This is a genomic window from Curtobacterium sp. A7_M15, assembly GCF_030705415.1.
Taxonomy (GTDB): domain Bacteria; phylum Actinomycetota; class Actinomycetes; order Actinomycetales; family Microbacteriaceae; genus Curtobacterium.
This window is the reverse complement of record NZ_JAUZED010000098.1, coordinates 1-13,144: the sequence shown is the minus strand read 5'-3', so window position 1 is coordinate 13,144 and position 13,144 is coordinate 1. Positions and strand designations below refer to the sequence as shown.

Below are 13,144 nucleotides of genomic sequence, written 5' to 3'. Positions count from 1 at the left end.
CGCGGTCCCGCCGCCCCCGAGCGGGCGAAGAACGTCACGCTCGGCACTGTGGGGCGGCCGCTTCCGCCCGCTCGGCGGACCCCCCGCGGCGTGTTCCGCCCGCTCGGCGGACCCCCGAGACGTGTTCCGGCCGACCGGCAACGGGGGCGCACGGCGTGTCCTACCCGCTCAGCGCGCGGGTTCGGGCGCGGCGAAGACCCGCTCGTCGAGCGCCTGCACCACCCGGTCCGCCGCCGCTGCGAGCCGCTCCCCCGCAGCGCGGGCGGCGAGCACCGCGCCGTCGTCGGACACCGATTCGAGCCCCGCGCGGGTCTGGGCGAAGGCGCGGACCTCGTCGTCGATGCACGACGGCGCGACGTCGGCGAGGCACTCGTCGGCCCGTCGAGCGAGGAACCGCAGCGACCGGGGACTGTGCTCGTCCAGGAGCAGGAACGCCGCAGCGTCCTCCGGTCCGGGCGTGTGGTGGTCGCGACCGCGCTGGAACGCCTCCCCGGCACCGCACGCCCGCAGTGCCGTTGCCCACGAGGCGCCCGACTCCGGGTCGAGCAACCCCGACGCGAGCAGTCTCGCCGTCGCCGAGCAGCGCTGCAGTGCGCGACCGAGGGTGAAGAACTCCCAGACCTCGTCGTGGCTCGCGTCCGCTTCGACGACCCCGATCGCCAGTGCGCTGCGCTCCCGCACCCACGCCAGGAACTCGTGGGCACGATCGGGGCCGACCTTGCGTGGCATCCGCGACCTGGTGACGTTGAGGCAGTCCCACAGCTCGGTGGAGACGACCTCGCGGGCACGCCGGGCGTTGTCCCGGGCGACCGCGACGGCCGAGGCGATGGACGCCGGTTCGTGCCGGTCGAGGGCGAGGGAATCGATCGTCGACGCCCGGTCCGGGTCGTTCGCCGGCCCCGCGGCCCCCACGACCGTGCGGAGCTCGGCAGCGACGACCCGGTCGTGCTCGACGCCGGCGGGCTCCCCGCGGGCGACGTACACGTCGAGCATGCGCGCGACGACCTCGGCTCGTTCCACGGCACTCCCGACGTGGAACACGCTCCCCGCGAGTCGGCTCAGCACGTCGGCTCCTGCATGCCCGTGAACCTACTGACCGGGGATTGCGAGGGTGTTTCGTCGCCGCGTCACGGGTGTTGCGGCTCCGCACGAGGCCGAACGGCGGGCACGTCGCCGCACGTCCGGCTCCGTTGCTCGACGTGCGCCGTCGGTCCAGTCACCGCACTCGCTAGACAATCTAACTAGAGCGTCTAGCATTGACTGCATGAGTACCGAGGTGACGACGAGCGCCGCGGGGTTCTGGTACGGCGAGGATTCCCGGGTGGACGCGGTGGACGTGCTCAACGCACTCCGCAGGTACCGGAGCGCCGAGAGCGCAGCACAACGACGCGCGCGCGAAGCACTGGGCATCGGCGAGAACGCCCTGCTCGCCCTCCGCGCACTGCTCGACGCCGAGGAAGCCGGCCGCACGGTCAACGCGAAGGACCTCGCCGAACAGCTCGACATCACACCGGCGTCCACGTCGGCGCTCGTCGACCGACTCGTCCGGAGCGGACACGTCGAACGTCACGCGGACCCGAACGACCGCCGCGGCGTCATCCTCACCGCATCCGGTGGCTCGATGCGACAGGTGCTGCGGGTGATCGACCAGCTCGACTCCCGTGCGGTCGAGGCGACCGAGCACCTGTCGACGGACGACATGGCCGTGATCGTCTCGTTCCTCGACGAGATGGTCCGCGCCGTGGACGAGGTCGACGTCGACGGCCACGGGCACCGGGACAGCCGCTCCGCGTAGCCTGCTGCCATGGCAGACACGGGCACCGACGGTGCAGCGACACCCGCGCCGCACGACCCCGAGGACGACATGCCCCTGGCGGAGCTCGACGCCCGCGCCCGGGCCGACGCCGCTCTCCGCCGGATCCGGGCGGGCGCCGATCCCGCGCGAGAAGCCTTCGACCTCGCCAACACGATGAACGACGAGACCGTGGGGCGCGTGACGAACGCGCTCCGACGGTTCCTCGGCCGGGTCGGGCGACGCGCGACCCGGCGTGACGACCTGTCCTAGAACGCCGTGCCGACGGCAGCGATGTCGTCGTCACCGTGACCAGCAGCGCTGGCGTCGGCGTAGACCCGACCGAGGGCCTCGAGCAGCACCGTCGACACCCCCGTGCTGCGAGCGGCCTCGGTGATCAGGGCGATGTCCTTCCGCAGGCCGTCGAGGGCGAACTGCGCCGGGAACGTCCCCTCGATGATCGACTTCCCCTTGGTGTGTGCGTAGGCCGAGTCGCTCGCGCTGCCGTCGATCGCCTCGAGGAAGAGCGCCGGATCCAACCCGAGCGACCTCGCGACCGCGAGCGACTGTCCGGTCGCTGCCGTGATCGACGCGATCCAGGCGTTCGCCGCGAGCTTCAGGGCGGTCCCGGCGCCGACCTGGTGCCCGGCCCGCACGGTCTTCGCACCGATCGCATCGAGCACCGGGTCGATGCGGTCCAGCACGGCGGCTGGCCCGGCCGCCAACATCGTGAGCTTCCCCTGCTCGGCAGGGGCCTTCGTCCCGAGCATCATCGCCTCGACGAGGGTGATCCCGTACTTCGCGGCGAGCTGCACGACCGTCTCGGTACCGTCGACGCCGATCGTCGAGCACTGGACCCACACGGCGTCGGTCGGGGCCTCGCCCGCGGACGCCTCGAGCACGTCCACGACCGCGTCCGTGTCGAAGAGCGTGAGCAGCACGACCTCGGCATCCGCCACGGCTGCTCCGGGATCGTCCGCCACGGTCGCACCCCGCTCGCCGAGCGGAGCGGCCTTGTCGGCGCTCCGGTTCCACACGGTCACCTCGTGGCCCTCGCGGAGCAGCGAAGCCGCCACTCCCGCACCCATCGCCCCGGTCCCCAGCACCGTCACCCGCACGTGCGTCTCCGTCCCTGCGCCGCACCGTGCGGTCGCGCATCCGACGCTACGCGCGGTCGTTCAGAGGAGTCCGCGATCCCGGAGCCACGCCGCCGGGTCGATCGCGACCCCGCCGTGCAGGACCTCGAAGTGCAGGTGCGACCCGGTCGAGACGCCGGTGTTCCCCACGGCGCCGATGTGCTGACCGGCCGTCACGGTCTGCCCGACCCGGACGCCGATCCGGGACAGGTGCCCGTACCGCGTCTGCGAACCGTCTCCGTGCTGCAGCAGGATCTGGTTGCCGTAGCCACCGAAGACGCCGGCGGACACCACGCGTCCGGACACGGCCGCGAGGACGGGGGTCCCCTCGCGCGCGGCGAAGTCGAGCCCCTGGTGGTTCGTCGAACAGGCACCGCAGCCGCTCACCCACCGCGCGCCGAAACCGCCGGCCGCTGGGATCGCCCCCGCCACGGGTCGGGCCACCGAGGCGCCCGGATCCCGCTCGGTCGCCGGCGCGGCCGCCACGCGTCGCTCGGGAACCCGGCCGATCGCGAAGCCGTCCCGCTCGGCGAGGGCGGTCGACGTCGCCGAGGTCGTGTACTGCTGGGCGTCGAGCGCGGGGAGCGTCGAGGACGTGCTCGCCGCCGTCGCGGTCTGCGGGGTGGCGACGGTGACGAACAGGCACGCGGCGACGGCGGTGGCCGTGAGCGGAACGGCCCGCGCGGACGCGAAGGCCGAGCCGATGGAACGCAGCGGCAGGGTGATCGCCTGGGTGACGACACGTCCGAGGTCGGCGGGCCGGGTCGCCGACTGCTCGGGACGCAGCGACCGTCGTGACGGCAGGGGTCGTGGGCCACCGGCGGGCGTGGAGACCGGGGCAGCGGGAGGGGACACCGCCGCCCCGGTGGTCGGGTGGGTGACCGCACCCGCGATCACCCGGGGAGCGACGATCGGGACGACCGACGGCTCGGGCATCGCGCGGACGTCGGGGTTCGCTGCGCCACCGTCGACGCTCGGCTGGGCGATCGAGTCCGCCGCCGCGCGCTCTGCGGCACGACGGGCGCGACGGGTGGGGAGCGGCTCGGCCTCGGCCGCGGTGTTCGCCGCACGGCGTGCTGCGCTGCGCGGGCGGATCGGCGGGCAGTCCGTCGTCGTGGACATCGGCTTCGACGAGGGCGGACTCAGGCGCGGACGACGCCGTCGCGGGCGATGCGCTCGACCTCGGTGACGACGGCGTCCACCACCGCGCGGGTGATGGCGTCGGCGACCGCCTCGACCAGGGCGAGCTGCTCGGGGGCCACGGCGTGGTCGGTCGTCGCGGCGACCACGCGGGTCGGGATCGCCTCGATCGCGGCGACGAGCGACGCCGGGACGAACACCGGGCCCTGCGGCTCGACCGGTGCGGTCGCCGGCGAGGTCGGCGCGGGGGTGAAGGTGGACCGAGCGATGCTCGGTTCGACTCGCGCGGCGAGCGCGATCGGGGCGTGAGCCGGCCGTTCGGCGCGACGGGCGATGGAGTCGAAGAGCGGCGTGGAGGACATGCTGCTTGCCTTCCGATCAGGTGGTCGGGCGTCCCGTTCTCGGGCGGGACGTGGTCGGAGTGTGCCCTGGGCACGACTCCATTGAACCATCAGTATTTCAGATTTGCAATAGCGTGTTTCGCGCGCGGCCGATCAGTCCGGCTCGACCGCGGCCGCCGGGTCGTCGCGCCTGAGGACCTGCCGCACCCGCTCGACGATCGTCGCCGGTGGATTGTTGTACGCGTTCGCGGGCTCCTGCCCGCTGAGCTCCTGGATCGCCGCCATCACGGCGTCCGTGGCGTGGCGACGGGCCCGGCCGGACGAGGCCTCGCCGAACCCGGACAGGTCGAGCGGCGTGCCGAACTCGATCGTGACCTTCGCGAGCTTCGGGACCCGCGAGCCCACCGGCTGGACGTCCTGGGTGCCGGTCAGGGCGACGGGGACCACTGGTGCGCCACTCGTCAACGCCAGCCAGGCCACGCCGGTCCGACCCCGGTAGAGCCGGCCGTCGAGGGAGCGGGTGCCCTCGGGGTAGATCGCGAACGCATCGCCGGCCTGCAGCCGTTCGAGACCGAGGTCGAGGGCCTCCTGCGCCGCCGACCCCGCGCCCCGCTCGACTCCGATCGCCCCGATACCCTCGAAGAACCCCCGGGTCACCGAACCGCGGAAGCCCTTGCCGGTGAAATACTCCTTCTTGGCGAGGAAGAACACCTTCCGGGGGGCGAGGAGCCCGATCGTCGGGGAGTCGATGAACGAGCGGTGGTTGCTCGCGAGGATCACCGCGCCGCGCTTCGGGATGTTCTTCCGGCCGATGACGCGCGGCCGCCAGATCATGCGCGCGAGCGGCGCAACGAAGGCGCGACTCAGCGTGGTGTACTTCGACGATCCGGGCAACTGCGCCTCCTCGTGACGGGAGTCTCCGAGTGTAGTGATCCGGGTCCCGTTCGCATGCCCGCCACGGAATGTGTCGCGATCACTCCGCCGCTGCGACGACGTCGAGCACCGCGCGGCCGTAGCGCTCGAGCTTCGCACCGCCGACGCCGGAGATCTCGGCGAGCTGGTCTTCGTCGGCGGGCTTCACCGCGGCGATCCCCCGCAGGGTCGCGTCGTTGAACACGACGTACGCCGGGACGCCCTGTTCTCGGGCCTGCGCCGCACGCCAGGTGCGCAGGGCCTCGAACAGCCCGAGGGCTTCCTGGGGCATGTCCGTGACGATCGTGCGGCGGCTGCGCGAGGCCCGGGACGCCTTGACCGGGTCACGACGCATCCGCACCTGCACCCGGCCGCCGAGGACGTCCGCGCTCGTCGGGCTCAGGACGACCGTCCCGAAGCCGTCACCGGAGACCGCCGCGTAGCCCTGCGCGAGGAGCTGACGCGCCACGGCCCGCCACTCCCCCTCGCTCAGGTCGCTTCCGATGCCGAACGTCGCGAGGGACTCGTGCCGGAGCTCCTGCACGCGCGGCGACTGCTTACCGACGAGGATGTCCACGAGGTGCGAGACGCCGTACCGCTGCCCCCGTTCGCGGTCGAGCCGGACCACCGTGGAGAGTAACTTCTGGGCCGGGACCGTGCCGTCCCAGGACTCGGGCGGGGCGATGCAGGTGTCGCAGTTGCCGCACGCCGTGCTCTCCTGCCCGAAGTAGGCGAGCAGCCGGACGCGGCGGCACTCGATGGTCTCGCACAGCGCGAGCATGGCGTCGAGGTGCGCGCTGAGCTGCCGTCGGTGCGCGGCGTCGCCCTCGGACTGGTCGATCATGCGGCGCTGCTGCACGACGTCGTTCAGCCCGTACGCCAACCACGCGGTCGAGGGGAGCCCGTCGCGCCCGGCACGTCCGGTCTCCTGGTAGTAGCCCTCGACCGACTTCGGGAGGTCCAGGTGTGCCACGAACCGGACGTCCGGCTTGTCGATCCCCATGCCGAAGGCGATCGTGGCGACCATCACGACGCCGTCCTCGCGCAGGAACGTCGACTGGTTCCGTTCCCGCACCCGGGCGTCGAGACCGGCGTGGTACGGCAGCGCCGGGATGCCCTGCTCGGACAGTGCGGCCGCGGTGCGCTCGACCGAGTTGCGGGACAGGCAGTACACGATGCCGGCGTCGCCGCTGTGCTCGGTGCGGATGAAGGTGAGGAGCTGCTGCAGCGCCCCGGTCTTCGGTTCGATCCGGTACTGGATGTTCGGTCGGTCGAAGTCGGCGACGAAGTGCGCGGCGTCGTCGAGGCCGAGGCGGGCGGAGATCTCGCGGTGGGTCTGCGGCGTGGCGGTGGCGGTCAGGGCGATCCGGGGCACGGTCGGCCAGCGCTCGTGCAGGACGCTGAGCTCGAGGTAGTCCGGCCGGAAGTCGTGACCCCACTGGGCGACGCAGTGCGCCTCGTCGATGGCGAACAGGGCGATCCGGGCACGGTCGAGCAGTGCGCGGGTGGACTCGAGCCGGAGCCGTTCGGGAGCGAGGTAGAGCATGTCGACCTCGCCCGAGACGACGGCACGCTCGACGCGGGCGCGTTCGTCCGGCCCCTGCGTGGAGTTGAGGAAGGCGGCCTCGACACCGTTCGCCGCGAGGGCGTCGACCTGGTCCTGCATGAGCGCGATGAGCGGTGACACGACGACGCCGACGCCGTCCCGCACGAGGGCGGGCACCTGGTAGCAGAGCGACTTGCCGCCACCGGTCGGCATGAGGACGAGCGCGTCGCCCCCGGTGACGACCTGGTCGATGATCGACGCCTGTTCGCCCCGGAAGTCGTCGTACCCCCACACGCGGTGCAGCACGTCGAGCGCGGCGGCTCGGGACGCAGACACGGCGGCGGGCGCGGGCGCGGTGCTCATGCCACGAGCCTACGGCCGACCGGCGACACCCACCGCGTTGTCCACAGGTGCTGCGTCCGCCCCGTCGGCCGGGCCGGCCGTCTCGTCGAGGCGGGTCGGCGCGCTCGCCCAGCCCGTGCCTCCTGTCTCGGACCACCGCCTGCCACCGGCCCAGACCGGCACCGGACCACGGAACCGGGGAGCTTCGGCGCCCGCGAACCGGCGGTCGAGCCGACGCCACCGCGCGAGTACCTCGACCATGCCCCAGTAGAGCAGCGAGGTTCCGAGCGTGACGAGCCAGCCCCTGATGGTCCCGTTGGCGTCCTGCGAGGAGAGGTCGATCTTCGACCACCCCGGCGCCTGCAGGACGAAGATCATGATGTTGTTGAACGCGTGCTGGAGCACCGTCGCCTCGAGGCCGCCGGTGCGCAGGACGATGATCGCGGCGATCAGGCCGAAGGACCCGACGTCGAGGATGCCCCAGACGTTGTAGCCGTTCGGGATGTGCAGCAGGGCGAAGACGACGGTCGAGACCGCGACGGCGACGACGGTGCCGACGATGCGGACCGGGATCCACGAGCCGATGGTCTGCATGAGGAAGCCGCGGAAGATGTACTCCTCCGCCGCGCCCTGGAACGGGACGAGCACCACGACGAGCACGATCGTCGTGGTCAGGGTGCCGAGGGTCACGGTCGACTGACCGATCTCGGCGTGGTTCCAGCCGAGACCGCCGTCGAAGGTGAGCATGCCGAGCCCTTGGAAGCAGAACATGATCGCCGCGATCACGAGCGTCGGGATGAGGCACCAGGCAGTCCAGCCCCAGCGCACCCGGAACCGCGTGGAGGACAGGATCCCGGCGGGACCGACCCGCGCGATCTTCACCGCGAGCAGGATGCCCGGCAGCAGGACCACGAGGGACACGAGCGAGAGCGACAGCACCACGGGGTCGGTGGGGTCGAGCGCGCCGCTCTGCAACGACGACAGCAGGCGTTCGAGCCCCGACGGCCCCTTCACCGCAGCGATGGGGACGAAGTAGGCCACCGTGATGAGCACCTGCGAGGCGACGTACCAGCCGGCGAGGAACGCGAGCGCCACCAGCGGGCGCCACCACCTCCAGCGTGCGTCGACGCGGGGCAGGCGGTGGTAGGGAACGCTCACGCCACGCAGGCTACCGGGCCGGGCAGGATGGGAGCCGTGCTCACCGTCGTCCTCGGCCTGTCCGGCGCGCTCGTCTACGGGTTCGCCGACTTCCTCGGCGGACTCGCCTCCCGCCGTGTCCGAGCGGTGACCGTCGCCGCCGTCGCCGCCGCGGTCGGCATCGTGCCCCTGCTGGTCGGGTTCGTCGTGGTCGGAGGCGCGTTCGGCGCGGAGTCGCTCCTGTGGGGCGCGGTCGCGGGGGTGTCCGGAGGCGTCGGCGTCCTCCTCCTGTACCGCGCACTGGCGATCGGCCCGATGAGCGTGCTCTCGCCACTGACCGCCGTGTTCGCCGCGTCGGTGCCGGTCCTGGTGGCGGTGCTGCGGGGGACGGCGCTGTCGGGCATCGCGGTGGTCGCGCTGGCGGTGGCGGTCCTCGCGGTGGTCCTGGTGGCGTCGGTGCGGGACACGTCCGGGGCGCGGGTGACCGCGGCGGGGCTCGTCACGGCGGCGGTCGCCGGGTGCGGCTTCGGCGGGATCGTGCTCGCGTACGACGTGACTCCGTCGGATTCGGGAGTGGCACCGTTGGTCGTGTCGCGGGTGCTGCAGGCGGTGCTGCTCGGAACGGCGGCGATCGTGGTCACGCGGCGGGGCCCTGGAGGCGCGGCAGACCCCGCGAGGTCGGCCGACGTCCCGGGGTCTGCCGCGCCTCCCGGCATCCGTGGTGGCGGACGCTGGTCGGCTCGCGTGGTGTGGACGGTGGTCGCCTGCGGCGTCCTCGACGCCGCGGCGAACGTGTTCATCCAGGCGGGACTGCACTCCAGCGAGGACCCCGCGACCCTGCCCGTCGTGAGCGTGCTCAACGCGCTCTACCCGATCGGGACGGTGGTCCTCGCCGGCATCGTGCTCCGGGAACGGCTGACGGCCGTGCAGTGGACCGGGATCGTGCTCGCGTTCGGGGCGTCGGTGGGGCTGGCGCTCGCGTAGGCGGGTGCGGCGTCGGCACCGAGACTCGCGTCGGCGGACAGTTTCGTGCTCCCCGAGGCGCGGAACCGTCCGCCGGGCCGAGACTCGGGGCAACCGGGGGCGTCAGGCGTCGGGGATGAGCCGCTTGCCGAGCGAGACCGTGCGGTCGTCGGTGTAGCCGAGGGACTCGTAGAAGCCGATGACCTGCTCGTTGCCGGCACGGACCTGCAGGTTGAGCTTCGGGCAGCCGAGGTCCGTCAGCAGCCGCTCGAACTCGGCCATGAACGCGCGGCCGAGCCCCGAGCGCTGCAGGTCCGGCCGGACCGCCAGGTAGTTCACCCATCCCCGGTGCCCGTCGAACCCCGCCATGCCCGCGCCGACGACGGAGTGCGCGGGGTCCTCGGCGTCCTCGGCGACCAGGAACAGCTCGGGCTGGACGGTCAGCTTGCGCGCGATGTCGCGGCGCGGGTCGTTCCACGGGCGGACCAGACCGCAGGTCTCCCACAGCGCGACGACGGCTTCGGTGTCGGCCGGCTCGAACCGGCGGAGGAGGTGCTGCACCGCTTCACCGTAACGGTGCTGTGGACAACCTCGTCACGGGCTCGTCGGCGTGATCTGATAGACCTGTCCGACCACCCCCTCCCGGATCAGGAGCCCCGTGACCGCACACGAGACACTCCCCTCGCGCCGAGGCCGCCGCGACGGCGCTGTCGGTGCTGCGCCTCGGGCGCCCCGCCGTCGGCAGAGCGTGGGTGGCGCGCTCGTCTCCCTCATCGCCGAACTGCTCATCATCGCGGGTGCCGGCACCGGCCTGTACGTGGTGTGGACGGCGTGGTGGACGGACGTCGTCGCGGTCAACGAGCAGACGAAGCTCGTCGACGGCCTCGGGCAGAAGGACGTCTCCGGCACCGGCACCGAGCACCGCGGGCCGGCTCCGGTCCTGGCGGAGCCGCCGAACGTCACCGACGTCTTCGGCACGATGCAGATCCCCCGGTTCGGCAAGGACTACGAGCGCCCGATCGGCGAGGGCACCGACCGCGAGAAGGTCCTCAACACGATCGGCCTCGGGCACTACCAGGACACCGCGATGCCGGGTGCCGAGGGCAACTTCGCCGTCGCCGGGCACCGCGTCACCTACGGCAAGCCGCTCAACCAGATCGCCGAGCTCAAGACCGGTGACGACATCGTCGTGCGGGTGACCGACGCGAAGACGAAGTTCGACGTCTGGTACGTCTACAAGGTGACCGACTCGCAGATCGTCACGCCCGACCACGTCGAGACCATCGCGCCGGTACCGAACAAGCCCGGGGTCGAGCCGACGGCGGACGACCGCTGGCTGACCCTGACCGCGTGCCACCCGATGTGGTCCGCCAAGGAGCGGTACGTCACGCACGCCAAGCTCGACTACTGGATGCCCGCGTCGGAGGGCACCCCGAAGGAACTCTCGGAGACGTCGAAGTGATCTTCCCGTTCGTCTGGCGCATCCTGCCCGGCCCCGCGGCGCTCAAGGTGATCGAGTTGCTCGTGCTCCTCGCGGCGATCGTCTGGGTCCTGTTCACGTTCGTGTTCCCGTGGGTCGCTGCGGACATCCTGCCGCCGCCGGACGGCACGGTGGATGTGTCGCCCTCCCCCTGAGGCGGCGCCGGGCGCCGCGGTGTGCGTGCCGCAGCGCCGCAGTGCCGCAGTGCCGCGCGCCGCAGTGTGCGAGGTTCCCCGCACGGTGGGACGCCGGAGTCCTCGCACCGAGCACGGAACCTCGCACACTGGCGAGCCGCGCCGGCCGCGCCGGCCGCGCCAGCCGCGCGAGCCGCGCGAGCGCGTCAGACCGTGGTCGTCACCCGGGAGCCGCCCTCGGACGTCCGCCGCACCGCGATCCTCTCCGGGATCCGCTGCTTCAGCTCCTCCACGTGGCTGACGATCCCCACCTGGCGTCCGCCGGCGGTCAGCCGCGACAGCTGCCCGATCACGTCGTCGAGCGTCTCGGGGTCGAGGGTGCCGAACCCCTCGTCGACGAACAGCGTGCCGAGCGAGACGCCGCCGGCCTCGGCCTGGACGACGTCCGCGAGGCCGAGCGCGAGGCACAGCGACACCGTGAACGTCTCGCCGCCGGACAGGCTGCGGGGGTCGCGCACGGTGTCGGTCGTCTGGTCGTGCACGGCGAGTGCGAGACCCGTACGCCGTGCACGCGAGCCCGACTCCCGCTCGTCGGAGGTCTCGAGCGTGAACCGGCCCGCGAGCATCGCCCGCAGTCGGTCGTTCGCTGCGGCGACGACGTCCTCGAAGCGGCGCATGAGCACGTACGTGCCGAGGGTGATCCCGGTGGGGTTGGCCGACGCGACCCCGGCCGCGACGTCGGCGAGCCGCACCACGGCCCGGCTGCGAGCGGACGTGTCGTCACGGGCACGGACGGCGGCGTCCAGCTCGACCGCGCAGCGCTCCGCCGCCTCGGCCTGGTCCACCGCCGACGTGGCTGCACGGACGGCGGCCTCGGACGCGGCTGCGGTGGCCTCCCGCGCTGCACGGGCCCCGTCGAGGTCGAGTGCCGCCGGGTCGTCGTCGGCCGCGGCGACGACGGCCGGCTCGGCGAGTCCTGCATCGACGACCGCGCTCTCCCGTTCGGCTCGGGCGACCTCGGCCCGGAGCGCGTCGGCGTCCGCCCGGTCGAGGACCCCCGCGCGGGCGGAGGCGACGTCGTCGAACCCCTGCTCGGCGAGGACCCGGTCCACCTCAGCCGCACGTTCGCGGACGTCGGCCGCTGCCGAGTCCGCGCGGCTGTCGGCCTGGAGCACTGCGTCGAGTCGTCCGACGAGGGCGTCGAGCGACTCGACCCCCTGGCGCAGGGTCTCCGCGGGGTGGTCGAGGTGTTCGGCCACGCGCTCGATCGCAGCCGACACAGCAGACTCGTCCTGTTCGAGCCGCTCCGAGTCGGCTGCGACCGTCCCGACCAGGACGGCACGTTCTGCGTCGACCTCGTTCCGCTGCCGCTCGAGGGTGCGCGTCCCCTCGTCGTGTCCGACCCGCTGCTGCTCGAGGTCGCGCAGGCGGACGGCCGCGTCGTGCGCCGCCGTGACGGCTGCGTCAGCCGCAGCCGCGAGGGCCTCGACGGTGTCGTCGTCGACGTCGCCGAGGACCTGCACGAGCCGGGCGAGCTCGGCTCGTTCGAGTGCCAGGGTCGTCGCCGCGTCGCCGAGGGCCTGCTCGGCACGCCTGGCGCGTTCGGCCGCGGCCTCGATCGCGTCGGTGGTGGGGTGGTCGTCCTGCGGCGTCGCGACGACCGGGTGCTCCGTCGCCCCGCACACCGGACACGGATCGCCCGGCACGAGGGCAGCACCGAGCTCCCCTGCGAGGCCGGCGATGCGACGCTCCCGCAACTGCTGCTCGGCCCGGACGAGCTCGTGGGCGGTGGCACGGGCGGCGACGACGACCTGCTCGGCATCGTGCACGCGACGCTCGGACCCGGCCCGCGCGACGAGGTCGGCACGGAGCGCGCGGACACGGTCGACCTCGAGCCGAGCCGCCTCCGAGCCGGCGGCCAGTGCGGCGGCGGACCGTGCGTCCTCGACGATGCGGGCGCGTTCCGCAGGGCGGGCCTCGAGCGCGGCGTCGAGGTTCGCCAGGCGTTCGGTGAGCAGGGCACCGCGAGCGACGGCGTCGGTGATCGCCCGACGCCTGCCGGGGAGCGCGTGTTCGAGGTCGACGCGGTGCCGGACCGCAGCGAGGCACTCGGCCACGGCGGTCCGCTGCCGGGAGACGGTGTCGCGGTCGCTCGTCACGCCGTGCCGGGCGCGGAGGGCGTCCGCCGCCGCGGTGGCGTGGTCGGCGCGAGCCCGTGCGG

Annotated in this window: 14 protein-coding genes; 5 read left to right on the top strand and 9 right to left on the bottom strand. The window is 73.0% G+C overall.

Features of this window, described 5'->3' with window-relative positions; genetic code table 11:
• Window positions 1-168: 168 nt before the first annotated feature.
• On the bottom strand, window positions 169-1,065 hold the full coding sequence (locus Q7F20_RS14890) for an alpha-E domain-containing protein (protein ID WP_305740850.1): 897 nt from the start codon (window positions 1,063-1,065) through the stop codon (window positions 169-171).
• Window positions 1,066-1,264: 199 nt separating this feature from the next.
• Here Q7F20_RS14890 and Q7F20_RS14885 point away from each other — a divergent pair, with 199 nt between their 5' ends.
• Both Q7F20_RS14885 and Q7F20_RS14880 read left to right on the top strand, forming a co-directional pair.
• On the top strand, window positions 1,265-1,795 hold the full coding sequence (locus tag Q7F20_RS14885) for a MarR family winged helix-turn-helix transcriptional regulator (RefSeq protein WP_305740849.1): 531 nt from the start codon (window positions 1,265-1,267) through the stop codon (window positions 1,793-1,795).
• A gap of 9 nt (window positions 1,796-1,804) precedes the next feature.
• A complete protein-coding gene (locus Q7F20_RS14880; RefSeq protein ID WP_305740848.1) occupies window positions 1,805-2,065 on the top strand; it encodes a hypothetical protein in 261 nt (86 codons plus the stop codon).
• Here the strand turns inward: Q7F20_RS14880 and Q7F20_RS14875 are convergent.
• From Q7F20_RS14875 to Q7F20_RS14850, 6 genes are all read right to left on the bottom strand, one after another.
• On the bottom strand, window positions 2,062-2,910 hold the full coding sequence (locus Q7F20_RS14875) for an NAD(P)-dependent oxidoreductase (RefSeq protein WP_305740847.1): 849 nt from the start codon (window positions 2,908-2,910) through the stop codon (window positions 2,062-2,064). The two genes, Q7F20_RS14880 and Q7F20_RS14875, sit on opposite strands and share 4 nt — an antisense overlap.
• Window positions 2,911-2,970: 60 nt before the next feature.
• A complete protein-coding gene (locus tag Q7F20_RS14870) occupies window positions 2,971-4,050 on the bottom strand; it encodes a peptidoglycan DD-metalloendopeptidase family protein (RefSeq protein WP_305740846.1) in 1,080 nt (359 codons plus the stop codon).
• Between the two features lie 20 nt (window positions 4,051-4,070).
• Window positions 4,071-4,430 carry a hypothetical protein gene (locus Q7F20_RS14865; RefSeq protein WP_305740845.1) on the bottom strand — a complete coding sequence of 120 codons (360 nt, stop codon included), beginning with the start codon at window positions 4,428-4,430 and terminating at the stop codon, window positions 4,071-4,073.
• Window positions 4,431-4,562: 132 nt separating this feature from the next.
• Complete coding sequence (locus Q7F20_RS14860) at window positions 4,563-5,303, bottom strand: lysophospholipid acyltransferase family protein (protein ID WP_370871700.1); 741 nt, start codon at window positions 5,301-5,303, stop codon at window positions 4,563-4,565.
• A gap of 79 nt (window positions 5,304-5,382) precedes the next feature.
• Window positions 5,383-7,230: a DNA helicase RecQ gene (recQ, locus tag Q7F20_RS14855; protein ID WP_305740844.1), complete on the bottom strand. Its 1,848-nt coding sequence runs from the start codon at window positions 7,228-7,230 to the stop codon at window positions 5,383-5,385.
• 9 nt (window positions 7,231-7,239) lie between these two features.
• Window positions 7,240-8,367: a CPBP family intramembrane glutamic endopeptidase gene (locus Q7F20_RS14850; protein WP_305740843.1), complete on the bottom strand. Its 1,128-nt coding sequence runs from the start codon at window positions 8,365-8,367 to the stop codon at window positions 7,240-7,242.
• A 36-nt stretch (window positions 8,368-8,403) separates the two neighbouring features.
• Here Q7F20_RS14850 and Q7F20_RS14845 point away from each other — a divergent pair, with 36 nt between their 5' ends.
• A complete protein-coding gene (locus Q7F20_RS14845; protein WP_305740842.1) occupies window positions 8,404-9,330 on the top strand; it encodes an EamA family transporter in 927 nt (308 codons plus the stop codon).
• A gap of 102 nt (window positions 9,331-9,432) precedes the next feature.
• Here Q7F20_RS14845 and Q7F20_RS14840 read toward each other — a convergent pair whose 3' ends face one another.
• Window positions 9,433-9,870, bottom strand: coding sequence for a GNAT family acetyltransferase (locus Q7F20_RS14840; protein ID WP_305740841.1), 438 nt, complete (start codon window positions 9,868-9,870; stop codon window positions 9,433-9,435).
• A 97-nt stretch (window positions 9,871-9,967) separates the two neighbouring features.
• Between Q7F20_RS14840 and Q7F20_RS14835 the strand changes: the two genes are divergently transcribed.
• Window positions 9,968-10,771, top strand: a complete 804-nt coding sequence (locus Q7F20_RS14835; protein WP_305740840.1) for a class E sortase — start codon at window positions 9,968-9,970, stop codon at window positions 10,769-10,771.
• Entirely contained in the window at window positions 10,768-10,944 is a 177-nt protein-coding gene (locus Q7F20_RS14830; protein ID WP_156794771.1) for a hypothetical protein, read from the top strand. The genes Q7F20_RS14835 and Q7F20_RS14830 overlap by 4 nt, the downstream gene beginning before the upstream one ends.
• Before the next feature lie 185 nt (window positions 10,945-11,129).
• Here Q7F20_RS14830 and Q7F20_RS14825 read toward each other — a convergent pair.
• Window positions 11,130-13,144 (bottom strand): SbcC/MukB-like Walker B domain-containing protein (locus tag Q7F20_RS14825; protein ID WP_305740839.1); only part of this gene is annotated, 2,015 nt, incomplete at its 5' end.